This window comes from Anaeromyxobacter sp. SG64, from assembly GCF_022690745.1.
Classification (GTDB): Bacteria; Myxococcota; Myxococcia; order Myxococcales; family Anaeromyxobacteraceae; genus Anaeromyxobacter; species Anaeromyxobacter soli.
Map to the genome: position 1 here is coordinate 17,318 of NZ_JALCZB010000037.1, position 25,640 is coordinate 42,957.

Consider the following 25,640-nt stretch of genomic DNA (forward strand, 5'->3'; position numbering starts at 1 on the left):
CGTCCGGAGGCCCCGGGGAATCACCTCGTGAGGGCCGCCGGCTGCACGGCGGGGGCCGGCGCGCCGGGGGCGGCCGGCGGCGGGGGGATCGTCACCACCGCGACGGTCGGCTTGAAGGACGGATCGCGCAGCGCGATCTGGCCCTGGCGGGAGGCGTCGATCGACTCGAAGAGCACGCGGGCGGCCTCCTGCGGCGCGTGGAAGCCGGTCGAGTTCTCCGCCTCGACGAAGTCGAACAGGAACTGCGCGCGGCGCTGGAGGAACCGCGCCTTCTCGAGCTCCGCGTCCGTCCTGCCGGCCTCCTTCGCCGCCTTGACGTCGCCGATCAGCGCGACGAGGGCGTCGAACGCCTGCTCGCGGAGCTCGAGGTGCTTGTCCTGGATCGCCTCGACCCGGGCCTTGAGCTCCTCCTCCGGCCACTTGTGGCAGCCCTGGCAGGCGCGGTTCAGGTTCAGCACCGGGCTGCGCACCCAGTGATCCGAGACCTTGGTGCCGCCGACGCGCATGTAGGGCATGTGGCAGTCGGCGCAGGCGACGCCGGAGCGGGCGTGGATGCCCTGGTTCCACATCTCGAACTCGGGGTGCTGCGCCTTCAGCACCGGCGCGCCCGTCTCCTTGTGCGTCCAGTCCCGGAAGCCGACCTCGTCGTAGTAGGAGAGGATCTGGTCGCCCTTCATGCCCTTCGACCAGGGGAAGGTGAGCCGCTTCTCCGGGCCCTTGAAGTAGTACTCGTCGTGGCACTGGCCGCAGACGTAGGCGCGCATCTCCTGCCGCGTCGCCATGGTGTTCGGGTCGTAGTTCGGCACGCCCTGGGCCGCCTTGAAGGCGCGGATGCCTTCGAGGAAGGCCGGGCGCGTCACGCGGAGCGCCATGGTCTGCGAGTCGTGGCAGTCGATGCAGGCGACCGGGTGCTTGAAGTGCTGCTTCGCCTCCGAGTACGGCATCTTGTTGAGCGCCTCGAAGCCCTTGAAGATGTCCCCGTTCCCGAGCTTCTTCATGGGCACGTAGACGGAGGCGTGGCACTGGCCGCAGGTGCCGGGCTGCTTCGCGACGACCTGGCGCTGCGTGAAGATCTGGTCGTCGAGCGTGTACGCGTGGCCGCGCTCCTCGCGGAAGTCGGCCGCGAACGCGTAGCCCGCCCACATCGTCTTGAGCCGCGGGTCCGCGTCCGTCTTGGACTGGGAGGTCACTGTGCGCGGATCCTGCGCCGTCGGCGTGTGGGGCATCGCCTCGGAGCCGCCGTGCTTCGTGCGGACCATGTCCGTCGTCCTCTTGTAGAGGTCGTACTCGGCCGGGAAGTTCTTGCCCCACACGGCCGGATCCTCGGTGTCGTCGGTGAGCTCGACCACGCGCACGGTCGGGTTCTTCGCCTCGCTCTTCTTCTCGGCGACGTTCACGAGGAGGGCGGCGGCCAGCACGGCGGCGAGCGCGAAGGCGCCCGCGACGAGGGCGAGGAGGAGCCCGCGCTTCTTCGGGGCGGTTTCGGGGGTCATTTGCGTTTCTCCTTGAGTGACGTGAGGCGGTTCAGCGGAGGTGTCCGACGGAGGCGTGGCAGCGGATGCAGGAGACCTCGCCGCCCGCGGTCATCGCGTCGACCACGGCGGCGTGGCAGTGCCGGCACTGGCCCTCGACGACCTCGCGGCTCGCAGCCCGCGCGCGGATCACGTCGGGGAACCCGCCGACCGTGAACGCCATCGAGTGGTGGAACCCGTTCTCGGCCTTGGTCACGTACTTGCCGACGGGCGCGGCGGGGGTGTGGCAGTCGTTGCAGGTGGCGAAGGCGTGGTGCGACGACTCCTGCCAGCCCTCGTAGTGGCCGGACATCACGTGGCAGTTGGCGCACGTGGCCGGGTCGTTGCCGAGGTACGACGTCCCCTTCGCGTACGCGAAGGCGTAGCCGCCGACGCCCGCGGCGACGCCGAGGGTCCCGGCGACCAGGACGAGGGGCCACGAGAGGAGCGAGCTTCCGATGGGCATGAAGGGCCTCGTGAACGAGTTGGCCCCTCACATCGCAAGCCGCGCGCCACGGGCGCGGTCCCCGCTCGCCGACGGCGTCTCGCGGGGTTACGCGGTCCGCAGGACGAGAGCGCGCGGCGCGTTCGGATGACCGCGCCAGGCGTTCGGATGCGCCCATCCGACCGGAGCGGCGCGTGGCCTCGCGGCGCGGCGATCACGCTGCGTCAATGTGACGCGGCCCGCCCGCCGGGAGGCGAACGGGCCGCGAGCTCGGAGCGCCGCCTGCGGGGGCGGCGCGGTGCCGCGCCTACTCCATCGAGACGCTGTTCACGCCGTAGCAGGAGAGCGCGAGCAGGCTCGTGCGCTGCCACTTGCGCGCCGGGTTGGAGAGGAAGTGCAGCGAGTAGCGCTGCGGCTCCGGCAGCGCGCCGATCCGCTCGATCCAGTGGATGAACGACTTGAAGCCGGAGGAGTTGCAGAACTCCAGCTCGCGGAGATCCACCCGGACCCGCCTCCTCCCGAGCCGCGAGAGCTCGCCGTGCACCGCGTCGACGAAGGGGTTCAGGATCACCGCGGGGTTGACGGTGCTGATCGTGCCGCGGAAGACGACGCGTGGACCCTCCACGTCGCTCGCGAGCACTGCGGAGTACTTGTCGTCCGCGACCTGCAGCGGATTCGTCGGGACGGGCAACTCAGGCATGGGCTCCTCCGGGAACCTTCAGGGCCGGCGCGCGCAGCGCGCCGGAGGCGTGGACGGTGACGCGGCCACCCGAGCGGCTCAAGGTGACCTCGAGCTGGCACTCGAAGCGGACGCGCGCGAGGCCGAGCCCGCCGCGCACGGTGGCCGGCGAGGTGCTCATCTCGGCGAGGTAGTGGCGGAGCGCGTCGGGCTCCTCGTTCATGCGCTCGATGCGCTCCCTCAGCGACTGGAACTCCGCCTCGGTGCAGCGGTTCGTCACCGCCACCTCGACGCGATCGGCGTCGGGATCCACCTCGAGGACGAGGTCGACCTCCTCCTCGTGCGAGAACGGCACCGCGTTCTGCATGAGCTCGTGCACCGCCAGCGCGAGCTGCGACTCGCGGTTCACCGCGACCTCGCAGGCGCAGGCGCAGAACGACTCGACGAAGCGCCGGATCTCGTCGATGAAGACCCAGGGCGGCTTCATCCGCAGCATGAGGTAGATGGGCTGGCGCGGCTCGGGCTTCTGCTCAGGCATGGGGCTGGCGCCTCAGGACGACTGCGGTCATGTCGTCCGCCTGCGTGGCGGCGAACGCCTCGACCCTGGAGAAGATCGCGGCGAGCGCCTGCGAGGCGGTCGCGGAGCTGACGGAGGGCTCGGACAGCATCTGGGCGAGGCGGTCCTCGCCGAAGAGATCGCCCCCGGCGTCCGGCGCCTCGACCATGCCGTCCGTGATGAGGCAGAGCATCTCCCCGGGGTGGACCTGGAACTCGTACTCGCGCGGCGCCACGCTGGGCCCGAGCCCGCACCACGGGCCCGCCGGCTCGATGACGTCGACCTTGCCGCTCCCGCGGGAGAGGAAGATCGGCTGGTGCGCGCCCGCAGCGACGAAGCGCCCGTCGCCGATGTGGCGCGCTGCCATGAGCGTCAGGTAGTCGTCGCGCCGCATCCTCCGGCGGACGTTCTCGTGCACCACGCGGTTGACGGCGGCGATGACGGTCTTCGGCGAGCCGCGCGGGTTCTCGGCGATCGCCGCGTACGCCGCGGCCTGCGCCATCATCATCACGAGCCCGGAGTTGATGCCGTGTCCGGAGACGTCCCCGACGAGCACCCAGAACGTGTCGTCGAACGGGAGCAGGTCGTAGAGGTCGCCGCCGACGTCGTCGGCCGGCTTCATGCGCGCCGCGACGTCGTAGCCCGCGAGCGAAGGCGCCACGGGCAGGATCGCGGTCTGGATCCGGTGCGCGATCTCCACCTCGCGCCGGAGCGCCTCGGTGCGCTGAAGCTCGTCGCGAGACCGCTCGACCTCGCTCACCATCACGTTGAACGAGTGGACGAGGTGGCCCAGCTCGTCGCTGTAGGCCTCGGGGACGCGGGTGGACAGGTCGCCGCTCGCGACCTGGGTCATGGACTGGGTGATGTCCGTGAGCGGCCGCGAGGCCTGGCGGATCGCGCCGATGCTCGCGACGCCCGCGACGGCGAGGACGATCGCGAACAGGATGCCGAGGAGGGCGCGCAGCCAGTAGAGCCGGCCGTACGCGTCCGCCTCGTGGACCGCCATGAACGTGCGCCAGCCGGGGACGCCCGCGTCGGGCGCGGTGCGGACGGCGAGCACCGGCTCCGAGCCGGCGAGCGCGATGGTCTCGAGCGCGCCGGGCGCCGCGGACGCGGCCTCCGCGAGCGCGTGCACCTTGCGCGCGTCGGCGGACGGGACCGACAGGACGAGCGTGAGCCGCTCGTCGGCGACGATGGGCTGGTAGAGCCCGTCCTCGCCCGCGATCCCGCCGAGGAGCCGGGAGAGCCCGTGCGGCGAGAGGACGCCCACCACCACGCCCACGAGGTCGCCGGCGAAGTCCTTCACGGGCGCGGCGACCATCACCCCGAGCGCGCTGCCCTCGGTGGGATCGAGCCGCGAGAGCGGCACCGTCCCCGCGGCGACGCCGTCGCCGAGCTCGGCGGAGCCCTCCAGCGCGGCCTTCACCGGCACGTCGCCGAGCACCACGCCGCGCAGCGTCACGACCGGCAGCCCGCGGCGCTCGCCCGCGGCGCCCTCCCGGACCGCGGCGATGACGGCGCCGTCCATGTCGAGGAGCGCCGCCGCCGAGATCGTCCCGCCCTGGTCCTGGATCGTCCTGCGCAGGTAGTCCTCGGCGAACTTGGGATCGCCGGAGTCGATCGTCATCTGCATCGCCTCCGCCTCGGCCCAGTTGCGGATGGCGAGCGCGCGCTCCCGCTGGAACCGGACGACCGCGGCCTGGACCTCCTCGGCGCGGGCGGAGAGGTGCGAGTGCACCGCGTCGACGATGACCGAGCGCGCGACGCGCTCGAACGCGACCGCGGCGACGGCGAGGGCGAGGGCGACGAGGACGAGCGTCGCCACCATGAGGCGCAAGCGAAGCGAGCTCTTCGTGCGATCGGCGAACCTGGCGAACATGGCGGTCCGGGCCTAGCCCAGGCCCTCCTGCGTCGCGCGGAACTTCAGGAACTCGTAGATGCGCTGCGCCTGCTCCTCGTTGATGCCGGAGTTCGGGCGCCGCAGCATCTTCTTCATGTAGCGCTTCCACTGCTGCGAGCTGAAGTGCGAGTTCACCGCCCGCGCGGCCGGGTGGCACTTGTTGCACTTCCCGATGAGGATCTCGTACCGGCGCTGCTGCTCCTCCGGATACGACGAGACGTCGATGGTGCCCGGCCCGAAGTCGCGGGGATCGGGGGGCGCCTTCTCGGGCTCGGCCTGGAGCACGAGCCCCAGGACGGCGGCGGCGGCGAAGGTGACGGACATCAGAAGGCTCCTCCGAATCCGAGGTGGATGGAGTGGAAGTCCTGGAAGGGCGTCGTGCCGGGCGGCGTGCCGATCATCGTCTTGTCGCTCCAGTACTCCCACCCGAGCTTCACGTACGTGGACTGTGCCGGCGTCAGGACGAGCCCCGCGGTGTAGCGCACGAGGAGGCTGTCCGGCGTGATCGTGGAGCCGGGGAGGGGTACGCCTTTACGACGGAGCTCGTCGTAGCGGTAGACCATGTCCACGTGCTTGCCGAGCGGGTGCTCGATCTCGGCGTACCAGCCCTCCTTCATGACGAAGGGGTCGACGATCGTCCACTTGTAGCCCTTGGCGGCCGTGTCGATGTCGGTGCGCCGCGCCGCGTACTCGCCGCGCAGCGTGACCGGGCCGAGCTTCATGGACGCGTCCGCGCCGACGGCCGCGTAGTCGAGCTTCGCCGCGCGATCGTAGCGGCCGCCGGTGGCCGAGGCGCCGACGCTCACGTCGCCGAAGAAGCCCTTGCCGGAGGAGGCCCAGGTGACGGCGAGCCGACCGCCGCCGGCGGGCTGGTCGTTGTTGTCGGTGTAATAGACGGTGCGCAGCGAGGTGAAGTCGAGGTCGTTCGAGCCGCGCATGCCGGCGACGCCGTAGAGCCCGTACCAGACCTGCAGGCTCTCGCCGAGCCAGGTGATCCCGTACAGCAGGGCGCCGGTGTCGGAGTAGGGCTGGGGCATGACGCCGAGGTTCATCGCGTTCTTCTCGCCGTACGCCATGCGGCCCATGTCGTAGATGAGCGGCGCGGACACGGTCTTGTGTCCGGACTGATCGACCCGGTTCGCGTATTCACCGAACGGCACCGCGATGCGCCCGGCCTGGACGTTGAACCAGGTCTTCGGCGTGTAGTCGAGGTGGGCGTGCTCGAGGTCGATGCCGTGGCAGCTGAAGCACGCCTTGGCGGAGAAGGCGAGGTCGTCGTTGATGTCGACCTGGACCTTCAGCGACGCGTCCGGCGAGACGCTCCGCGGCGTGCGGGCGGCGATGTCCCGCCGCTCGATGCCCCAGTAGTCCACGTACACGGAGCCGGAGACGATCACGTTGTCGCCGCTGGCGCGCGCGGGCGGCGCCCAGGCGAGCAGGGTGGCGGCGAGGGCGAGCGCGGCGGCGGCTGCGATCCGCCGGGGTGCGCTGCGGCTAGTCATTCGGCGCTCCGTTCGCGATCCAAGCCTCGATCGCCTGGATGTCGGCCTCGTCGAGGGCGGCGTCGCCGATCGGCATCGCGCTCGCGACCCCGCCGACGTCGCCGGCGGTGCCGCGCAGCTTCATGACGAGGTAGCTGCCCGCGGGATCGAAGGGCTCGACGAGGTTCAGCGAGGCCTGCTGCGAGGGGGACGCGACGAGCGCGCCGTAGGCCAGGCCCGCGTCGAGGGGCGGGTACGCCGGCGGAGACTCGCCGGCGTGGCACGAGGCGGTGGCGCACCGCGGGACGAGGATGTTCAGCTCGAGCGTGGAGAAGTGCTCGGCCGGTCCGCCGGGGACCTGGATCGGCTGAGGCACGCCGATCCCCGGCTCGGGCGCGCACGCGGCGAAGAGGGAGGAGGCGGCGGCGAGCGCCATGGCGAGCCGGCGCGTCACGGCCGCCCGCTCGAAGTTCCGCTCGGCTCGAGCCAGCCGGAGGACGCACCGCGCCGCCCGGCGCCCCCGAGGGCCTCCGCGCACGCTCCGCTCTCCAGGATGCGAGGCCGGCCCGCAGGGCCTCGGCCGATTCGCATGTCCATCCTCCCCGCCGCGACGGCTCGTCCGTCGCGGAGTCGGTCCCGGCGCGCATGGTACGTGCCGAGATCCTGTGGGTGTCAACTTCGCGGCTGTCGCCTTGACGCGGCGCAGTCCGCACCTCTGCGCCGGTGCGCTGCCGGTGACCGACGCGCGCGCACCTCGCGACTGCGTGGCGGTAAGCGGAATGTGCCTCTCGGTTGCTTCGTGCTATGGCGACGAGACGCGAGCCGGGGAAGGCGTCGGCGCGCGCGCCGGGAGGATCGATGAGTCGCCGGTTCACGAACAGCGGTTGGGCCGCGGCGGTCACGCTCGCGCTGCTCGGCGGATGCCAGCAGGCGCCGAAGCTCGGCGCCGCCGTGGGATCGCCCCCGCCGACCGGGCCGAGGATCGAGATCATCGGCGCGGCGCTGGACGCTGCCCAGCACGTCGTCGTCACCCTGCAGATCTCGCGCGACGAGCGGCCCCTCGGCCTCGCGGCAGCGCGGTCGCTCGGCCCGGCCTTCACGCTGGCGGCGCTCTCTCCGGATCCCGTGAACCCCGGCACCGCCCTGCCCGCGTGGCGCAGCCTCTTGCTCACCGGCGCGGAGACGCTCGCGAACCTCCCCGTGGCAGGGCCGGGCACGCCCGACGGAGCGGTGCTCCACGGTACGCGCCAGCCCGGCGCGGAGACGGCCGGGACCTGGACGGACCAGGGCGGCGGCGCGTTCACGTACACGCTCGCGGCCCCGCTCCCCGCCGGCCAGGACCTCGCGGAGACGCTGCGCGTCGGCGCGTTCCTGACCGGCGTCGCCGGGACCCAGCTCACCACCTCGACGTTCGACTTCGTGCCGAACCACGGGCCGCTCCGGGGGCGCGAGCTCGTCCTCGACACCGCCTGCGCGAGCTGCCACGGCACGCTGCGCGCGCACGACGGGTCCCGCACCGGTACCCGCATCTGCGTCACCTGCCACACGTACCAGCACGCGGACGGGCAGACGGTGGATCCGGCCGCGCCCGCCGCGGCGACCGCCGACACGGATCCGAACCCGCTCGAGCTGTCGCGCCTCGTGCACCGCATCCACCGCGGGAAGAACCTGCCGACGCTCTACGTGGCGAGCAGCGCCGTGGAGGCGCCGCCCATCGGCGCGACGAGCCCGAAGCCGTTCTTCACGGGGCGCAACACGCCGCTCCTCGGCCGGAGGTTCTCGGTGATCGGCGCGGAGAGCCGCGAGCGGATCTTCGGGCAGGTGGTCGCGCGCACCGACAACGGACAGCCGGCGAAGCTGGTCGCGCGCGGCGTCACGTTCCCCGTGGACCTCCGCAACTGCACCACGTGCCACGCGGGGGCGGCGCGCGAGGCGGCGCTCGCGACCGAGATCTCGCGGCGGAGCTGCCAGGGCTGCCACGCGGACGTCTGGTTCGGGGCGGGCGCGCCGCCGGACCCGGTCCACTTCGCCCACTCGGGCGGGCCGCAGCCCGACGACACGGGCTGCGCGAAGTGCCACGTGTCGCTCCCGGGGGATCCGGCTGACCAGGTGGACATCGCGGAGGCGCACGTCGCGCCGCTCCGGAGCCCGCGGCTGAACAGGCCGACGCTCGAGATCGTCGAGGTCAAGAACGCGCTGCCCGGCATGTCGCCGACGATCGTCTTCACGGTCTCGGATCGCGACGGCCTGCTCACGTCCCTGCTCTCGCCGACGCCGGCGCTCGACGCCACGAGCCCGGTGCCGCGGGGCGCCTTCGACGCGGCCCCGGGGCACAGCGGCTACTTCGAGGCCACCATCGCGGGCCCGGCCGATCCGGACTTCCGCTCGCTCGGCGCGGCCTCGCTCCCGATCAGCGAGCTCGTCCCGGTGGACATGGCGGCGGACGTGAACGGCCGCTTCAGCTACACGTTCAAGGCGACGCTCCCCGCCGACGCGAGCGGCACCTGGATCGCCGGCCTGGACACGCGGCGCGGCGCCTACACCCCGCTATGGGACCCCGTCGCGAACGCGTTCGCCTGGCCGTACACGGGCGAGTCCCTCTACGAGCCCGCCGACACCGCGACGGTGTGGATCGATCTCGCCGCGGGCGGCACGGGCGGGGGAAATCCGACGCCGCGCCGGCGCATCGTCGACGTCGCGAAGTGCAACGCCTGTCACGTGCGCATCGCCTATCACGGCCAGATGCGCATGCGCGTCGAGTACTGCTCCGCGTGCCACACCCCGGAGCGGACGGACTGGCACGCCCGCCCCAAGACCGCCGCGGGCGACACGGACCTCGCGAGCACCTACGACGGGATCGAGGAGCGCTCGATCCACTTCAAGGTGATGATCCACCGGATCCACACGGGCGGGCGCTCGGGCACGGCGGAGCTCTCGACCCTCCGCCCGTACGTCTCGTACGGTCGCTACGGGAGCTTCCGCTTCCGCGACATGGGCGAGTTCCCCGGAGACCTCGCCCGGTGCACGCTCTGTCACCTGGAGGGGACCTACCGCGTCGAGGCGGTCCCCGCGACCTCGCCGCCCACCGTCGCGAACGAGACGCCGACGATCCGTCACGCCGGATCGTCCGCTCACGGGGCGGACGAGCCGACGACGCCCCCGATCGCCGCGGCGTGCACCGCGTGCCACGCCACCGCCTACGCGATCTCCCACGCGGCGCGCGAGACGGGCAACGGCAAGGAGCAGTGCGTCTCCTGTCACGGCGTGAAGGGCCCGCAGTCGGTGGACAAGGTCCACCGCCTCCCGCTGCCGGTCCCCCTGTAGCCCCGCGCGAAGGATGCGAGAGGGCCCCGCTCGCCGCTCGAGGCGGCGGGGCCTCGCCGTACCCTCGCCCGCGCCCCGCTACTTCGCCTTCTCCGCCGGCTTCCCTGGCGCGGGGGCGGGCGCGGGCGCGGGCGGAGCGGCCGCCGGGTGCGTCCCCGGCGCCTGGGCCGGGCCGGGCTGCGCCGTCGGGACGACGACGACCTTCACGTCGGGCTTGAACGTCGCGTCGCGCAGCACGAGCTGTCCCTGGCGCGCGTAGTCGACGGAGTCGCCGAGGATCCGCAGCGCCTCCTGCGGGGCGTGGAAGCCGGTGGAGTTCTCCGCCTCGACGAAGTCCAGGTAGAACTGCGCGCGCCGCTGGAGGTACCGCGCCGCGTCGAGCTGCTCGGGGGTGGCCTTGCCCTCGCCCTGCGCCTTCTGGATGTCGCCGATGAGATCCATGAGCGCGTCCATCGCGATGTTCCGCTGCTTGTAGAAGCGGTCCTGCTCCGTGAGGACGCGGTTCTTGAGCTCGTCCGGCTTCACGCCCGCGTGGCACCTCGTGCAGGACGCCTCGACCTTGAGGAGCGGGCTGTTCACCTGGTGATCGGTGATCTTCTCGCCCTTGTACTGGATCTCCGGCATGTGGCAGTCGACGCAGGTGACGCCGGACCGGGCGTGGATGCCCTGGTTCCACATCTCGAACTCGGGGTGCTGGGCCTTGAGCGCGGGCGCGCCGGTCGTCTTGTGGACCCAGTCCTTGAACTTGATCTCGTCGTAGTACGCCAGGATGTCGTCCACCCGGATGCCGTTGAACCAGGGGTAGGTGAGCTGCTTGTCGTCGCCCTTGAAGTAGTACTCGACGTGGCACTGCCCGCAGACGAACGCGCGCATCTCCTTCTGCGAGGCCTGCTTGTTCACGTCGTAGTCCTTCACGCCCAGCTTCGCCTTGAGGGCGCGCATGCCGTTGATGAAGCCGGGCCGCGTGACCCGCAGGGCCATCGTCTCCGGGTCGTGGCAGTCGATGCAGGCGACCGGGTGCTCGACGAGCTTGCGCGTCTCCATGTAGGGCATCGCGTTCATCTTGCGGAACCCGGCCTCGAGGTCGCCGTTCCCGAGCTTCTTGTAGGGGACGTACACGGAGCCGTGGCACTGCATGCACGAGCCCGGCTGCTTCACGACCGCTTGACGCTTCGTGAAGGTCTGGTCCTCGAGCATGTACGCGTGGCCGCGCTCCTCGCGGAAGTCGACGCTGAAGGCGTAGCCCGCCCACATCGTCTTGAGGCGGGGGTCCTCCTCGATCTTCTCCTGCGAGACGACCGAGCGCGGGTCCGCCTCGTCCGGCGTGCGCGGCAGCGCCTCCGAGCCGCCGTACTTCGTGCGGACCTGGTCGACGGTCTTCTTGTAGGTCTCGTACTCGAGCGGATACTGCTTGCCCCACACGGCGGGATCGACGGTCTCGTCGGTGATCTGCGGGCCGGCGGCGGCGGGCGCGGCCTTCGCGGCCGGCTTCTTCGCCTTCGCGGCGGGCTTCTGCGCCTTGGCGGCGGGGGCGGGCCTCGCGGGCTTCTCCTGGGTCTGCGCCCGCGCGAGCGTCGCGGCGGCGCCGAGCAGCGCGACGAGGCCGAGGGCGAGCGCGGCGCGGCGGTTCTTGGGGGTCCGGTCGGTCATGGCCCCGTTGTGCAGCACGCCTCCCCGCGGCGAGGACTGCCAATGCGGGGCACGCCCGCCAGGGACGACGTGCAAACGGCCGCTTGCGGGGGAGGCGAACCGGCGGGCTCACCGGTAGTCGTCGCGCGACAGCCCGTACGCCTTCATCTTCTCGTACAGGTTCCGCTCGGCGATCCCCGCGGCGCGCGCGACCTCGCCGACCCGCCCGCGGTGCTCCTTGAGGAGCCGCGTCAGGTACTCGCGCTCGAACCGCTCGACGAGCCGCTGCTTCGCCTCGAGGAGCGGCAGGGACGGGTCCACGAGCGCCGCCGCGCCGTACGCGTCGGCGCGCGGTCCCGCGCCGAGGATCGGGGCGATCGCCGCCCACCCCATGAGCACGGCGCGCTCGCAGAGGTTGCGCAGCTCGCGGACGTTGCCGGGCCACGGGTAGGCGCGGGCGGCCGCGATGACGTCGGGCGGGGGCAGCGGCGCCCTGCGGCCGTAGCGCTTCGCGAACGAGCCCAGGAAGTGCTCCATGAGCGCGGGCAGGTCGCTCGTCCGCTCGCGCAGCGGCGGCAGGCGGAGCGGGATGACGTTCAGGCGGTAGTAGAGGTCGTCCCGGAAGCGGCCCTCGCGGACGAGCGCCTCGAGATCGCGGTTCGTCGCCGCCACGATGCGGACGTCCACGCGGATGGCGTCCTGGGCGCCGACGCGCGTGAGCTCCTGCTCCTGCAGCACCCGCAGGAGCTTCGCCTGGATGGCGAGATCGAGGTCGCCGACCTCGTCGAGGAACAGGGTCGAGCCGTGCGCCTGCTCGAACCGGCCGATCCGCCGCGCGACGGCGCCGGTGAACGCGCCCTTCTCGTGGCCGAAGAACTCGCTCTCCATGAGATCGCGCGGGATGGCGGTGCAGTTCACCGCCACGAAGGTGCGGTCCCGCCGCCCCGAGCGGTGGTGGATGGCGCGGGCGACGAGCTCCTTGCCGGTGCCGGTCTCGCCGCGCAGGAGCACCGTCGCGTCGGCGTCGGCGACCTGCTCCACCATCGAGAAGACCTCGCGCATCGCCGGCGAGGTCCCGACGATCTCCTCGAACCCGGACGCCCGCTCGAGCTCCCCGCGCAGGCGCGTCACGTCGCGGCGCTGCCGCTCGTGCGCCACCGCGTGGCGGAGCACGAGCGCGAGCTCGTCGTAGCGGATGGGCTTCGTGAGGTAGTGGAGCGCGCCCCTGCGCATCGCCTCGACCGCCGTCTCCACCGTCGCGTGCGCGGTGACGAGCACGACCGGCAGCGCGGGGCGGAGCGCGTGCACGCGATCCATGAGGGCGATGCCGTCGAGATCCGGCATCTTGAGATCGGAGACGACGGCGAGCGGGTCCGACTCCTCGAGCCGCGCGAGCGCCTCCGCGCCGGAGGAGGCGACGAGCACCTCGAAGCCCTCGAGGGAGAGGTTCGCCTTCGCGACCTTGCGCGTGCCGGGATCGTCGTCCACGACGAGGACGAGCCCCTCCGCGGCGACCGGGGCGCTCACGCCACCTCCGGAGCGGCGGAGCCTGCCGCGGGATCGGAGGGCCCCGCGGCGGCGCGGCGGACGGGGAACCGGATGGCGGCGACGGTGCCGCCGCCCTCGCGGCGCGAGAGGGCGAAGCGGGCGCGGTGCTGCTCGACGGCGCGCGAGACGACGACGAGGCCGAGCCCGGTCCCCGTCGGCTTCGTGGTCACGAAGGGCCGCAGCACCTCGTCGAGCTCCTCGGCGGGGATCCCGCAGCCGCGGTCGCGCACCTCGACCAGGATGGTCCCCTCGCCGCCGGCGGTCTCGTAGCGGCTCGCGAGCTCGACCGGCGCGCCGCCGCCCGCCTCGAACGCGTTCTGGAGGAGGTTCACCAGGGCCTCGGTGATCATGGGGGCGTCCACGTCGAGCACGGGCAGCTCCGGGGCGAGCTCGAGCCGCACCGCGTCCGCCGGGAGGCCGCGCGCGACGGCGGCCTTCCGGGCGGCCTCGCGCAGGAGCCGGTTGACGGACACCGGCGCCAGCTCCGGCTCGCCCGGGCGCGCGACCTGGAGCAGCTCGGAGACGAAGCGGTTCACCCGCTGGACCTCCGCGTCGATGAGGCCGGCGTACTCGGCGACCTCGGCGTCGCCGTCGAAGCGCCGGCTGAGGAACTGCGCCGCGCCGCCGATCGCGTTGAGGGGGTTCCGGAGCTCGTGGGCGATCTGCGCCGACATCTGCCCGAGCCCGGACAGCCGCTCCGCGTCGAGGAGCCGCCGCTCGAGCGTCCGCCGCTCGGCGATGTCGCGGATCACCATGACCGTGCCGAGGTACGCGCCGTCCGCGTTCTTCACCGGCGCGTAGGTCGTCTCGAACCGCCCCTCGCGCTCCTTGATGATCGAGTGCGCCGGGCCGGCGTCGTCCCCGTCGCGGAGGTAGCGCAGGACGCGGTCGAGCATGGAGTGCGAGGCCTTCGGGTGGCAGTCGCGGAGCGGCCGGCCCGCCCCGCCGGTGAGGTTGCGCAGCACGCGGCCCGCCTTGTTCACGAGCGCGACGCGCTCGTCCGCGTCGATGAAGAGGACGCCGTCCGCCATGGAGTCGAGGATCGCCTGCAGCCGCGAGAGGTCGGCGGCCCGGGCCTCGCGCGCCGCGTTCGCCGCCGCGAGCGCCTCGGCGAGCCGCTGGGTGCGATCGGCCACGCGCCGCGCCGCCCGCAGCACGAGGACGACCGCGATGCCGATGGCGAGGAAGGTGAGCCCCACGAGCGCCCAGATGCGCCGCGCCGAGGCGGCGAGCCTGGGCCCGAGCTCGGTCGTGTCGAGCGCCACGAGGAGCGCCCCGTTCACGGTCGCGGCGCCGTGGCAGCCGCGGCACGCGGGGCCGTTCGCGATCGGCTTCGAGAGGACGAAGCGGCGCTCGGTCCAGCGCGCCTCGGCGCCCAGGTCGAGGCGCGCGGGCGTCTCCCCCGCCGCGAAGCGGATCCGGCCTTCGGGGCCGGCGAGCGCCGCGCCGGCCACGCCCTGGGTGCGCGCCACCGCCGCGAGGATCGCGCCCATGCTCTCCGGCCGGTGCTCGTCCATCGCCTCCGTGACGGACCGCTCGAGCGCCTCGGCGAGCGCGCCCGCGCGACCCTCCACGAGCCGGCGCTCCGCGTGCGCCTCCTCGGTCTGGAGGTACGCGCCCGCGACGCCGGAGACCACGGCCGCGACGGCCAGGAGGAGGAGGGCGGTGCGGCCCGCTGCCGCGTAGGTCCCGACGGGCATGGCGCCGGAACCTACCGCGGGCGGGCGGGAGCGGGGAAGGTGCCCGTCCGCCGCGGGCGCGGTGGAGGACGCGCGACCGCTGCGCCCGGGGCAGGCGACGGCGCGCGGCGGCGGGCCCCGGGGGACCCGCCGCACGAGGCGGCGTCAGCGCGCCGCGGCGAACGCCGCCTCGAAGTCCTCCTTGAGGTCGTCGATGTGCTCGATGCCGGTCGAGACCCGGATCTGATCGGGCGTGACCCCGGCGCTCTGCTGCTCCGCCTCCGAGAGCTGCTGGTGGGTGGTCGACGCCGGGTGGATGACGAGCGTCTTCGCGTCGCCGACGTTCGCGAGGTGCGAGGCGAGCTTCACCGAGTTGATGAACGCCTTCCCCGCCTCGAACCCCCCCTTGATCCCGAAGGTGAAGACGCCGCCGAACCCGTTCCGGAGGTACTTGCGGGCCCGCTGGTGGTGGGGGTGCTTCTCGAGCCCGGTGTAGTTCACCCACGCGACCGAGCGGTGCGTCTCGAGCCACTTCGCGAGCGCGAGCGTGTTGTCCACCTGGCGCTGCACGCGCAGGGAGAGCGTCTCGAGGCCCTGGAGCAGGAGGAACGCGTTGAAGGGCGAGAGCGCCGGCCCCAGGTCGCGGAGCCCCTCGACGCGGGCGCGGATGATGAACTGGATGTTGCCGAACGGCCCCTTCGGCCCGAACACGTCGTTGAACACGAGGCCGTGGTACCCCGGCGAGGGCTCGGTGAAGACCGGGAACTTGCCGCTCGCCGCCCAGTCGAACTTGCCGGAGTCGACGATCACGCCGCCGATCGAGGTGCCGTGCCCGCCGATCCACTTCGTCGCCGACTCGACGACGACGTCCGCCCCGTGCTCGATCGGCCGGACGAGGTAGCCGCCGGCGCCGAAGGTGTTGTCCACGATGAGCGGGATGCCGTTCGCGTGAGCGACCTTCGCGAGCTCCTCGAAGTCGGGCACGTTCCCGGCCGGGTTGCCGATGGACTCGACGTAGAGGGCCTTCGTGTTGCCGTCGATGGCCTTCGCGAGCGCGCCCACGTCGTCGCCGTCGACCAGCTTCACGCCGATGCCCAGCCGGGGCAGCGTCACCTTGAACTGGTTGTACGTGCCGCCGTACAGCATGCTCGTGGAGACGACGTTGTCGCCCGCCTGGGCGATGTTGGCGATGGCGAGGAACTGCGCCGCCTGCCCGGACGCGGTCGCGAGCGCCGCGACGCCGCCCTCGAGGGCGGCGACCCGCTTCTCGAAGACGTCCGTCGTGGGGTTCATGATCCGCGTGTAGATGTTCCCGAACTCCTTCAGCGCGAACAGGTTCGCGCCGTGGTCCGCGCTGTCGAACGTGTAGGAGGTGGTCTGGTAGATGGGGACCGCACGGGCGTTCGTGCCGGGCGCCGGTTCCTGTCCGGCGTGGACCTGGAGCGTCTCGAAGCGCAGCTTCCGGTCGGAGGGGATGGTCATCGGCGTCCTCGGGGTTATCCGTTAAGTGAGACGAGCATCCTATTTGGCGGACAAGCGCGGCGTCAAGCCGCGTCCCCGCCTTGCGCGCTTGCTGACGCGGTCGCGTCTCCCCAGCCTCGGGGGTACAGTCCAGCCCCCTTTTCACCATGGAGACCCGACCCTTGGCCGAACTCTCCCCTCGCAACGTCCCGGAGCTGTTCCTGGAGCGCGTCGGCAAGACGCCGGCCGCGGAGGCGTTCCGCTACCCCGTGGACGGAGGGTGGAAGAGCCTCACCTGGGCGGACACCGAGGCGCGAGTGCGCGCGATCTCGAGCGGGCTGCGCGCGCTCGGCGTCGAGAACGAGCAGGTCTGCGCCATCCTGTCGTCCACGCGCATCGAGTGGGTCCTCTCCGACCTCGGCGTGCTCTGCGCGGGCGCGGCGACGAGCACGATCTACCCCTCGTCGACGCCCGAGGAGAGCGCGTTCATCCTCGCCGACTCGGGCTCGGTGGTCGCGTTCGCGGAGAACGGCGAGCAGATCGCCAAGCTCGCCTCCCGCCGCGCCGAGCTGCCGGCGCTCCGCCACGTGGTGACCTTCGACGGCCCGCCCAGCGCTGACGGCTGGGTGATCACGCTGGCACAGCTCGAGGAGCGGGGGCGCGCCCACGACGCCGCGCATCCGGGCGAGTTCGAGGAGCGCGCGGCCGCCCTGCGCGGCGACGCGCTCGCGACGCTCATCTACACCTCGGGCACGACGGGCCAGCCGAAGGGCGTCGAGCTGACGCACGCCTGCTGGATCACCCAGTCGAAGGCGGTCCAGGACACCGGCATCCTCGGCCACCCCGACCCGCTGCAGTTCTTCTGGCTCCCGCTCGCGCACGTCTTCGGGAAGATGATCGGGACGGCGCAGCTGCGCATCGGGTTCCCGACCGCCATCGACGGGCGCATCGAGCGGATCGTCGAGAACCTGAGCGTCATCCGGCCGACCTTCGTCTGCGCGGTGCCCCGCATCTTCGAGAAGGTCCACGCCAAGGTGCTCCAGAACGCTCGCGAGGGCGGCGCCGTGAAGGCGGCCATCTTCCGCTGGGCGCTCGACGTGGGCCTCGCGCGCTCGCGCGCGCTGCGGGCGGGGAAGCAGCCGTCGGCCGTGCTCGCCGCCCAGTTCGCGGCCGCGGACCGGCTCGTGTTCCAGAAGGTCCGCGCGCTGTTCGGCGGGCGGCTCCGGTTCTTCGTGTCGGGCTCCGCGCCGCTGTCCAAGGACGTCGCCGAGTTCTTCGACGCCATGGGGGTCGTGATCCTGGAGGGCTACGGCCTCACCGAGTCGTCCGCCGCGACGCACGTGAACCTGCCCGGCGCGCGGCGGCTCGGGACCGTGGGCCCGGCGCTGCCCGGCATCGAGGTGAAGATCGCCGAGGACGGCGAGATCCTGATGCGCGGCCCCTGGATCATGCGCGGCTACCGCGGGCTGCCGGAGCTGACGGCGGAGGCGCTCGACGCGGAGGGCTTCCTGCACACCGGCGACGTCGGCCACCTCGACGCGGACGGCTTCCTCGCCATCACCGACCGCAAGAAGGACCTCATCAAGACCTCGGGGGGCAAGTACGTGGCGCCGACCGAGCTCGAGGGGCGCCTCAAGGTGCTCTCCCCGGTGCTGGCCCAGGTGCTGGTCCACGGCGATCGCCGCAACTACGTCACCGCCCTCGTGACGCTCGAGCCGGAGGCGGCCGCCCGCTGGGCCGGGCAGCACGGCCTGGGGAACCTCTCTCCCGACGCGCTCGCGCGCGCCCCCGAGGTGAGGGCGCTCGTCCAGCGCGCGGTCGATCAGCTCAACGCGGGGCTGCCGCGCTTCGCGACCGTCAAGCGCTTCACGATCCTGCCGCGCGACTTCAGCGAGGCCGCGGGGGAGGTCACCGCCTCCCAGAAGCTGAAGCGAAAGCTGGTCGAGCAGCGCTACCGCGCCGAGCTCGACGCCATGTACCGCGAGCCGCCGCGCGGTCCCTGACGCGAGGGCGCGCCGCGCTACTCGGCGGCGAGCGTGGCGCGCAGCCGCCCGAGCGACGACTCCGCGTCCGAGAGGAACCGCACGTCCTCGACGCGCACGCGGCGGGCGAGCGCGAGCGTCTCCTCGTACGCGGTCATCGCCTTGGCGGCGAGCACGCGGACCTCGCGGCGGAGCTCCGCGCGGTAGCTCGCCGCCTGCTCGTCGTGGAGCCCGGGCGGAAGCGGCGCCTCGAGGAGCTGCTCGCGCAGCGCGTCGTACAGCTCGCCGACCCGGTATCCCGCGGCCACCGCCCACCGCTCGTCGCCGAGCCGGATGGCCGCGAGGTACTCCTCCTGGGCGGACAGGAGCAGCTGCGACTTGCGCTCGAGCTCGGCGGCGAGGGCGCCGTCGTCGCCCTGCGTCGGATCGAGCGGGGCGGCGAGGAGCGCCGCGCGCCGGAGCTCGCCGAGGTAGAAGCGGGCCTGGGCGGCGGCCGCCGGCGCGAGCCGCTCCGTCGCGCTCGCCGCCGCATACGCCGCGAGCGCCTCCCGCAGCGTGGCCTCCGACCGCGCCGGCTCGCCGCCGTCCATCTCGACGACGCCGCGCTCGGCGAGGGCCCGGACGCGCGCGGCCGCGGGCAGCTCCGGGCGCGCGAGGATCCGCTCGAGCGCGGCCCGTGCCTCGGGGAGGTCGTCGAGCTGGTAGTGCGCCTCCGCCGCGCGGAATGCCCCCTCGAGCCCCTCGGGTCCGCCGCGCGCCTCGAGCGCGCGGAACCGCTCGAGCGCGAGCCGCCACTCCGCCTGCCGCGCGTAGGCGGCGCCCGCTCCGAGGAGCGCCTCCGCGAGGTGCGGCGAGCGCGGGTACCGGTCGGCGAGCGCCGCGAAGGCGGCGGCGGCGCGCGCGTCGTCGCCCGGGCTGGCTGCGCCAGCGGCGGCGTTGCCGATCGCGAGGAGCTCCTCGTCGTTCTTGCCGGCGAGCTCCGCGTCGAGGGCGGTGCGGGCGGGGGCCTCGGGAGCGAACGTCACGCCCGGGTCTCCGGGCGGGCGGCGGGCGGTGGCGCAGGCGAGGAGGAGCGTGGCGGAGACGAGGAGGGCGCGGCGCATCGTGGGAGGAGCCTAACCCGCGAGGACCGAGAGGAGCATCTTCCGCGTTCGTGGCCCGTCGAACTCGCACAGGTAGACGCCCTGCCAGGTGCCGAGCACGAGCTCCCCGCGCTCGACGACGATCGTGGCGGAGCTGCCGACCAGCGACGCCTTCACGTGCGCGTCGCTGTTCCCCTCCGCGTGCCGGTACGCGCCGCCGGGCGGGCGCTCGGGGACGGCGTTCGCGAGCGCGAGGAGGAGGTCCGTGCGCACGTCCGGATCCGCGTTCTCCTGGATGGTGATCCCTGCGGTGGTGTGGGGGACGAACGCGACGAGGACCCCGCTCTCGACTCCGCTCCGGTGGAGCGCCGCCCGCACCTCCGCGGTGACGTCGACGAGCTCGTTCGAGGCGCGGGTCTTGATCTCGAGCGGAGGGAGGAGCATGGCCTCGGGAAGCTAAACGGCCGCGCGGGATTCGACAACGCGCGAGCGGAGCGAGCCCGCCGGGGCGCCGCCGTCCAAACGGCCAATCATGGTACGCGACCAGGCGAGCGAAGCGAGCCCGCCGGGGCGACGCCGCGGAAGCGGCGAAGCCGCTCGCGGCGGCGCACGGGACCCGGCGAGCAGGGGTGGGGCCCCGACGACGGCGGTCAGCCGTCGGCGGGGCGGGGGCGCAGCCCCCGTTCAAAGTCGCTCGGCGAGCCTGGCGAGACCGCGCAGGTCGTGGACGTCGCTCTCCAGGCGCGGGACCACCGCGTACGGGGCCGACACCGCCTCGAACAGCCGCTCGAGCGCCCGGCGCTCCGCCGCCGCGAGCATCTGGTGCTCGGCGAGCGTCTCCGCGAGGCGGCGCGCGAACCCGCGGTCGTTTCCCCCGCGCTCGCCGAGCGGCGACGCGAGGTCCTCCGGGGAGGGCAGGGGCGCCGCGCCCGGCCACAGATCCGGGGTGACCCGGTTCGCCACCAGCCCGGCGACCGGCATCGACTCGGCGTGGAGCCGCTCGTGGAACGCCATCGCCTCGTCGATCGAGATCGGGCTCGGCGAGGTGACGAGCACGAAGCCGACCTCCGGGCGCGAGAGCAGGGCCCGCACGGCGCCGGCGCGGTCCTTGAAACCCTCGTACATGCCCTGGAAGCCCTGCAGGAAGTCGCCGAGGTCGGACAGCGCGGCCTGCCCGGTGAAGCGCGCGAGCGTCTTCGCGACGTAGCCGCCGCCGAGCTGCGCGAGCCGGAGCCCGAGCTTGCCGGCGCCGATCGCCGGCGCGAGCAGCACGCGCGCCGCGTCGTTGCCGAGGAAGTCGAGGATCCGATCCGGCGCGTCGAGGAAGTCGAGCGCGTGGGCGGTCGGCGGCGTGTCGAGGACGATGAGGTCGTAGTCGCGGTCGGTGGCGAGCTCGTACAGCTTCTCCATCGCCATGTACTCCTGCGAGCCGGCGAGCGCGGAGGACATCTGCTGGTAGAGCCGGTTCTTCAGGATCCGCTCGCGGCGGGCGGGATCCGGCGCGTGGCGCGCGACGAGGTCGTCCCACGTGCGCTTCACGTCGAGCATCATGGCGTGGAGCTCGCCCTTCGCCCGGAGCCCCGCCTCCGCGAACTTGTGATCGGGGACGCGCGACTCGACGTTCCCGAGCGACGTGAGGCCGAGCGCGTTCGCGAGGCGGCGCGCGGGATCGATGGTGCAGACGAGCACGCGCCCGCCGGCGAGCGCGCGGTCGAGCGCGATCGCCGCCGCGACGGTGGTCTTCCCCACGCCCCCCGAGCCCACGCACACCACGATGCGCCGGCCCGCCGTCGTGTCGCGCACGGGCGTCACGGCGCCGGCTCCGGCGGCGCGGCCGCGATCGCGTCGGCGATCCGCTCGACGGCCGCCGCGCCCCACTCCGCGACGGGCAGCAGCGGGAGCACCGTGGTGGGGAGGTCGAGGGCGGCGCGCGCGCGCGCGAGGTAGCGCTGCGCCTGCTCGGCGCGGAGCGCCTGCAGGCGGGCGGCGGCGGCGGCGGGCCCGAGGGGGGGCGGCTCACCCGCGAGCGACTCGAGGCGCGCCTCCTCCTCGTGCGTGAAGCGCGCCTCGGGCATCGCGTTCACGAACAGGGCGGCGCGCGGGACGCCGAGCTCGCTGCGCACCTGGGCGTCGAGGTCGATCGCCTCGTTCACCGGCATCTCCTCGGGCAGCGTGACGATCGCGAGCGCCGTCCGGGCCGGGTCGAGCAGCAGGGCCTGCATCCACTCCGCGTCGCCGCGCAGCGGCCCCGCGGGCACCGTGTCGAGGAGCGCCGAGGGCACCCGCAGGAGCTGGACCGCGTGGCCCGTCGCGGGCGCGTCCACGATGACGACGTCCCAGCGCGGCCGGCCGCGCTCCTCGGACTTCGCCTCGAAGAGGATCTTGCCGAGCATGACCAGCTCGGCGAGCGAGGGGATCACCCGGAGGAAGTGCCGCACCAGCCGGTTCTCGAAGACGGCGTCGTAGATGGTCCGGAACTTGAGGACCATTATCCCGTACTCGCGCATCGCGTCGGGCGGGGTGACGTTCAAGGTGAAGAGGCCCGGGCGCGCCTCGCGGATCTGCGCCCCGGCCGGCGGCGCGCCGAGGAGCGGCGCGATGCGCTCGCGCGCGTTCACCTCGCAGACGAGCACGCGCTTCCCGGCGCGCGCGGCGAGCACGGCGAGGGCGGCCGACACGGTCGACTTCCCCACGCCGCCCTTGCCCGTCACCACGACGAGCCTCCGATCGAGAAGGGTCGGGGTGGGCACGAGGCTTGACAAGCTAGCGAGGGGAGGGTGACAAGTCCAACATGCCGTTCGACGAGATGCTCAGGAACCCCATGCTGAAGCGCGCCCTGGAGGCGAGCGAGGAAAGGATGGGGCGTTTCGTCGGCAAGCTCCTCGCGAGCGAGCGCGTGACCACCGGGCTGCAGACCCTCTTCTCCTCCGCGGTGCAGGCCAAGGAGACCTTCGACAAGGGCGTGCGCCAGGCGCTGCACGCGGCGAACCTGCCCTCCAAGGACGAGGTCGCCTCGCTCAAGCAGAAGCTGTCCGAGCTCGAGTCGATGATCGACGGCCTCGCCGCCAAGGTGGAGCGCGGCGCGGACGACGACGGCCGCGAGTAGCATGCGGCGGATCGCCTTCGTCAACGAGAAGGGCGGCACCTGCAAGACCACGCTCTGCGTGAACGTGGCGGCGCACCTCGCCGCGCGCGGGCTGCGCGTCCTGGTCGCGGACCTCGACACGCAGGGCCACGCCGGCAAGTCGCTGGGCGTCGACGTGCGCGGGCTCTCCCCCACCATCCACGACCTCCTCGCGGGCGATCGGCCCATGGACGCGATCGCCGTCCGGACGCCCATCCAGGGGCTCGAGCTCCTGCCCGCGAACAAGGAGCTCGCCGCGTTCCCGGTCGCGGTGGCGTCGTCGCCCGATCGGGCCGAGCGGCTCGCCCGGCGCCTCGACGCGATCCCGGCGGGCCGCTACGACGCGGTGCTCATCGACGCGCCGCCCTCGGTGTCGCTCGTCACCGAGAACGTGCTCGTCGCGGCGAGCGAGATCGTCATCCCGGTCGCGCTCACGTACCTGGCGCTCGACGGCTGCGCGGAGATGGTGCAGAGCCTCGACGCGATGCGCGCGGCGCGCGGCAGGGCGCCCGCGCTCACCCTGGTCGTCCCGACGCTCTACCGGAAGACGCAGCTCGCGGACGAGATCCTCGCGCGGCTCCGCGCGCGCTTCCCGGCGGAGCTGTCCGCCCACGTGCTCGGCTGGTCCGTCAAGATCGACGAGGCCCAGAGCCACGGGCGCACGATCTTCGAGTACGCGCCGCGCTCGTCGGGCGCGCGGGCCCTCGCCGCGATCGCCGACGAGATCCTGGCGCGCGCGCCCGCGGCCTGAGCGCTACGGCTTCGGGGCGAGGTCGTCGAGCCGCTTCTCGAGCGCCTCGATCCGCCGCGAGATGTCGTCGAGCTGCTTCCGCGCGTCCGAGACGGTGGACATCTGCTCGACCGCGGTGCGCACCCGCTCGTCGACCCGCTTCTGGAACGCGGTCATCGTCTCCTGCGACGACTGCACCATCTCCCGGGCGCGATCGCTCGTCTGCTGACCCTTCACGAGCAGGGTCTGCACCCGCTGCTCGGCGGCGGCGCGGACCGCCTCGACGCGGCCGCGCAGCTCGGCCTGCGTCCCCTCGACGAGCCGCTGCGCCACCTCGCCGCCGTGGCGGATCAGATCGCGCAGCGTGTCGAGGCTCATCTTCGAGGTCTTCTTCTCCTCCTCGAAGATGATCTGCGCGAGCGTGACGGACGTGAGATCCTCCTTCGTCCGGTTGTCGATGATCTTCACCTCGGCGCCCGCCTTGATCATCTGGGCGATCTCGTCGAGGGTCACGTAGCGCGACTCGACCGTGTCGTAGAGCTTACGGTTGGTGTAGCGCTTGATGACCTTGGGCTCGCGCCCACCCGCGGAGGGCTCGCTGGCTGCGGGGCGTTCTTCGTTCATGGGGGCCGTCCGAGGTGAGTAAGTGCGCGAACTCAAAGGATTGTTCTGGGGCGGACGCTTTGTGTCAAGCGCCGCAGCGGTGTAATCTGCGGATCCCGAGTGGGGCCGCATGATCGTCCTCTGCACCAGCTGTCAAGCGAGGTTCCGCGTCGCGGACGAGAAGATCGGCCCGCGCGGCGCCAAGGTGCGCTGCTCGCAGTGCAAGACGGTCTTCGCCGTGCAGCGTGAGCACGGCGGGACGCCGCCCGCCGCGGTGCCCGCCCCGGCGCCGCGCGCGCCGGCGCTCGACGTCGAGCTCGAGCCGCCCGCGCGCTCCTCCGCACCGGCGTCCGGCGATCCCTTCGCGTTCCCCCCGCCGCCGGAGCCGTCGTTCGCTCGCCCGGACACCTCCGCTGCCCCTTCGTTCGATCCGTTCGCCCCCGCGGCGCCCGCCGGGCCGGAGGCCGACCCCTTCGCGTGGACCATCCCGGCGCCCGCCGCGCGCGAGCCGCACGCGACCGAGGCCGATCCCTTCCAGGCGGCGGATCCGTTCGCCTCCTCGACGGCGAGCGACGATCCGTTCGCCGCCGGCGCCGGCGACGCCGCCGGCGCGCCCGAGGAAGAGGCCTCCTCCTTCGGGGCCGACCCCTGGGCCGCGACCGGCAGCGCGGCGCTCGCGGAGGTGGCGGACGGTCCCGCGGAGTCCTCGGGCCGCGCGCGCGGGCTGCCGCTCACGGACCTCGCCGACCTGCTCGGCGCCGCGCCGGCTCCCGCCGAGCCGCCGCCCGAGCCCGCCGGCGAGGCGGCCCCGCCCTCCGGGCCCGATCTGACGCTCGAGGATCGCGAGACGCCGGCGGCGTTCCGTGCGTCCGGCGGCGGCCGCGACCGCTCGCGCGGCGCGTTCGGCGGCTCGGAGCCGGCGTTCGGCGGGCCGGGTCTCGCGCTCGACTCCGAGCCCGCGTTCGCCTTCGGTGCGCCGGGCCTCGAGCTGTCCGAGCTCTCCTCGCACCCCGAGCCGTCCTTCGCACCCGCGCACCACGCCTCCGCCGCGCTCGCCCTCGCCACGGAGCCGACGCCTGCGCCCGCTCCGCGCGCCCCGCTCCGCCCGCCGCCCCTGCCGATCCCGGCGCACGTCCCCACGACGCTAGACTTCATCCCCGTCGCCGAGGTGCCGGAGCCGCACGCGCCGGTGCGCGCGGCGCCGTTCACGGCCCCGCCCGCCTCGGCGCGGCGAGGCTCCTCGGCGCGCGGCGCGCGGCTGACCGCGCTCGCCGTGAACGCCGTCGCGCTCGTGGCCGTGCTCGCCATCGCGCTCGCGATGCTCGTCGTGTGGCGCGGCGGGCGCATCGAGGCCGCGGCGTTCCGGCCGGCGGCCATCGCCGCCGCCCTCCGCCACGGCACGCCCGCGGGCCCGTTCGTCGCGTCCGACGTCCGCAGCGGCCTCTACGATAGGGAGCGCGCCGCCCCCATCCTGTTCGTCCGCGGCTCCATCGTCTCGCACGCGCCGGCGCGGGTCCGCTCGGTCCGGGTCGCGGTGGAGGTGGTGCGCGAGGGGACGGTGATCGCGCGCGGGGAGGCGCTCGCGGGGGCGGTCCCGGGCCCGGAGGATCTCTGGCGCGCGGCCACTCCGGAGGCGCTCGCCCGGGCGTCCCGCGCCGCCGCCCGGCGTGCGCCCGACGAGATCCGGCCCGGGGACGAGGTGCCCTTCCTCGTCGCGATCGACGAGTACCCGCCGCAGCTCGCCGGGGCGGCGCTGCGCATCTCCGCCGCGCCGGAGGAGGCGCGCCGGAGGTGACGGGCGCGACCGCGCCGGAGGTCCTGGCGGCGCGGCGGCTCGCGCGGCGGCTCGGGGCGCTCGAGGAGGGAGAGATCCGCGCCCGCGCCGCGGGCCGCGCGCTCGGCGCCG

22 protein-coding genes are annotated in these 25,640 nt (G+C 73.4%); 5 read left to right on the forward strand and 17 right to left on the reverse strand.

Features of this window, described 5'->3' with window-relative positions:
- Nucleotides 1–20 precede the first annotated feature (20 nt).
- From MNZ29_RS12760 to MNZ29_RS12795, 8 genes are all read right to left on the reverse strand, one after another.
- Entirely contained in the window at nt 21–1,493 is a 1,473-nt protein-coding gene (locus MNZ29_RS12760) for an ammonia-forming cytochrome c nitrite reductase subunit c552 (RefSeq protein WP_242338753.1), read from the reverse strand.
- A gap of 31 nt (nt 1,494–1,524) precedes the next feature.
- Nucleotides 1,525–1,977, reverse strand: a complete 453-nt coding sequence (nrfH, locus tag MNZ29_RS12765; RefSeq protein WP_242338755.1) for a cytochrome c nitrite reductase small subunit — start codon at nt 1,975–1,977, stop codon at nt 1,525–1,527.
- A gap of 286 nt (nt 1,978–2,263) precedes the next feature.
- Nucleotides 2,264–2,656: a hypothetical protein gene (locus tag MNZ29_RS12770; protein WP_242338757.1), complete on the reverse strand. Its 393-nt coding sequence runs from the start codon at nt 2,654–2,656 to the stop codon at nt 2,264–2,266.
- Nucleotides 2,649–3,173 carry an ATP-binding protein gene (locus MNZ29_RS12775; protein WP_242338759.1) on the reverse strand — a complete coding sequence of 175 codons (525 nt, stop codon included), beginning with the start codon at nt 3,171–3,173 and terminating at the stop codon, nt 2,649–2,651. Before MNZ29_RS12775 ends, MNZ29_RS12770 begins: the two co-directional genes overlap by 8 nt.
- Nucleotides 3,166–5,070 carry a PP2C family protein-serine/threonine phosphatase gene (locus MNZ29_RS12780; protein ID WP_242355476.1) on the reverse strand — a complete coding sequence of 635 codons (1,905 nt, stop codon included), beginning with the start codon at nt 5,068–5,070 and terminating at the stop codon, nt 3,166–3,168. Before MNZ29_RS12780 ends, MNZ29_RS12775 begins: the two co-directional genes overlap by 8 nt.
- A 12-nt stretch (nt 5,071–5,082) precedes the next feature.
- Nucleotides 5,083–5,415 carry a hypothetical protein gene (locus tag MNZ29_RS12785; RefSeq protein WP_242338763.1) on the reverse strand — a complete coding sequence of 111 codons (333 nt, stop codon included), beginning with the start codon at nt 5,413–5,415 and terminating at the stop codon, nt 5,083–5,085.
- Nucleotides 5,415–6,593 carry a hypothetical protein gene (locus MNZ29_RS12790; protein WP_242338765.1) on the reverse strand — a complete coding sequence of 393 codons (1,179 nt, stop codon included), beginning with the start codon at nt 6,591–6,593 and terminating at the stop codon, nt 5,415–5,417. Before MNZ29_RS12790 ends, MNZ29_RS12785 begins: the two co-directional genes overlap by 1 nt.
- Entirely contained in the window at nt 6,586–7,026 is a 441-nt protein-coding gene (locus MNZ29_RS12795) for a hypothetical protein (RefSeq protein WP_242355478.1), read from the reverse strand. The genes MNZ29_RS12790 and MNZ29_RS12795 overlap by 8 nt, the downstream gene beginning before the upstream one ends.
- A 404-nt stretch (nt 7,027–7,430) precedes the next feature.
- On the opposite strand from MNZ29_RS12795, the gene MNZ29_RS12800 reads away from it, so the two are divergent.
- The gene (locus MNZ29_RS12800) at nt 7,431–9,896 is read left to right on the forward strand and encodes an OmcA/MtrC family decaheme c-type cytochrome (protein WP_242338769.1); all 2,466 of its coding nucleotides are present in this window, start codon (nt 7,431–7,433) and stop codon (nt 9,894–9,896) included.
- A gap of 78 nt (nt 9,897–9,974) precedes the next feature.
- On the opposite strand, the gene MNZ29_RS12805 is transcribed toward MNZ29_RS12800, so the two are convergent.
- The 4 genes from MNZ29_RS12805 to MNZ29_RS12820 form a co-directional block, all read right to left on the reverse strand.
- Nucleotides 9,975–11,546 (reverse strand): ammonia-forming cytochrome c nitrite reductase subunit c552, encoded by a 1,572-nt coding sequence (locus MNZ29_RS12805; protein ID WP_242338771.1) that lies wholly within the window; start codon nt 11,544–11,546, stop codon nt 9,975–9,977.
- Between the two features lie 108 nt (nt 11,547–11,654).
- The gene (locus MNZ29_RS24960) at nt 11,655–13,052 is read right to left on the reverse strand and encodes a sigma-54 dependent transcriptional regulator (protein WP_242338773.1); all 1,398 of its coding nucleotides are present in this window, start codon (nt 13,050–13,052) and stop codon (nt 11,655–11,657) included.
- Nucleotides 13,049–14,773: a nitrogen regulation protein NR(II) gene (locus MNZ29_RS12815; protein ID WP_242338775.1), complete on the reverse strand. Its 1,725-nt coding sequence runs from the start codon at nt 14,771–14,773 to the stop codon at nt 13,049–13,051. The genes MNZ29_RS24960 and MNZ29_RS12815 overlap by 4 nt, the downstream gene beginning before the upstream one ends.
- A gap of 144 nt (nt 14,774–14,917) precedes the next feature.
- Nucleotides 14,918–16,234, reverse strand: a complete 1,317-nt coding sequence (locus MNZ29_RS12820; RefSeq protein WP_242338777.1) for an O-acetylhomoserine aminocarboxypropyltransferase/cysteine synthase family protein — start codon at nt 16,232–16,234, stop codon at nt 14,918–14,920.
- Nucleotides 16,235–16,395: 161 nt separating this feature from the next.
- On the opposite strand from MNZ29_RS12820, the gene MNZ29_RS12825 reads away from it, so the two are divergent.
- A complete protein-coding gene (locus tag MNZ29_RS12825; protein WP_242355480.1) occupies nt 16,396–18,216 on the forward strand; it encodes a long-chain fatty acid--CoA ligase in 1,821 nt (606 codons plus the stop codon).
- A gap of 17 nt (nt 18,217–18,233) precedes the next feature.
- On the opposite strand, the gene MNZ29_RS12830 is transcribed toward MNZ29_RS12825, so the two are convergent.
- The 4 genes from MNZ29_RS12830 to MNZ29_RS12845 all read right to left on the reverse strand — a co-directional run bounded on the left by MNZ29_RS12830 (nt 18,234) and on the right by MNZ29_RS12845 (nt 22,027).
- The gene (locus tag MNZ29_RS12830) at nt 18,234–19,298 is read right to left on the reverse strand and encodes a hypothetical protein (protein WP_242338781.1); all 1,065 of its coding nucleotides are present in this window, start codon (nt 19,296–19,298) and stop codon (nt 18,234–18,236) included.
- A gap of 12 nt (nt 19,299–19,310) precedes the next feature.
- Nucleotides 19,311–19,721 carry a secondary thiamine-phosphate synthase enzyme YjbQ gene (locus tag MNZ29_RS12835; protein WP_242338783.1) on the reverse strand — a complete coding sequence of 137 codons (411 nt, stop codon included), beginning with the start codon at nt 19,719–19,721 and terminating at the stop codon, nt 19,311–19,313.
- A 240-nt stretch (nt 19,722–19,961) separates the two neighbouring features.
- A complete protein-coding gene (locus tag MNZ29_RS12840; RefSeq protein ID WP_242338785.1) occupies nt 19,962–21,089 on the reverse strand; it encodes an ArsA-related P-loop ATPase in 1,128 nt (375 codons plus the stop codon).
- Nucleotides 21,086–22,027, reverse strand: coding sequence for an ArsA-related P-loop ATPase (locus tag MNZ29_RS12845; RefSeq protein WP_242338787.1), 942 nt, complete (start codon nt 22,025–22,027; stop codon nt 21,086–21,088). Before MNZ29_RS12845 ends, MNZ29_RS12840 begins: the two co-directional genes overlap by 4 nt.
- A gap of 41 nt (nt 22,028–22,068) precedes the next feature.
- On the opposite strand from MNZ29_RS12845, the gene MNZ29_RS12850 reads away from it, so the two are divergent.
- Together MNZ29_RS12850 and MNZ29_RS12855 are read left to right on the forward strand one after the other, a co-directional pair.
- A complete protein-coding gene (locus MNZ29_RS12850) occupies nt 22,069–22,383 on the forward strand; it encodes a hypothetical protein (protein ID WP_242338789.1) in 315 nt (104 codons plus the stop codon).
- A 1-nt stretch (nt 22,384) separates the two neighbouring features.
- Nucleotides 22,385–23,152, forward strand: coding sequence for a ParA family protein (locus MNZ29_RS12855; protein WP_242338791.1), 768 nt, complete (start codon nt 22,385–22,387; stop codon nt 23,150–23,152).
- A gap of 3 nt (nt 23,153–23,155) precedes the next feature.
- Here the strand turns inward: MNZ29_RS12855 and MNZ29_RS12860 are convergent, their stop codons facing one another.
- The gene (locus MNZ29_RS12860) at nt 23,156–23,755 is read right to left on the reverse strand and encodes a polyhydroxyalkanoate synthesis regulator DNA-binding domain-containing protein (protein WP_242338792.1); all 600 of its coding nucleotides are present in this window, start codon (nt 23,753–23,755) and stop codon (nt 23,156–23,158) included.
- 109 nt (nt 23,756–23,864) lie between these two features.
- On the opposite strand from MNZ29_RS12860, the gene MNZ29_RS12865 reads away from it, so the two are divergent.
- The gene (locus MNZ29_RS12865) at nt 23,865–25,529 is read left to right on the forward strand and encodes a zinc-ribbon domain-containing protein (RefSeq protein WP_242338795.1); all 1,665 of its coding nucleotides are present in this window, start codon (nt 23,865–23,867) and stop codon (nt 25,527–25,529) included.
- Nucleotides 25,530–25,640 lie beyond the last annotated feature (111 nt).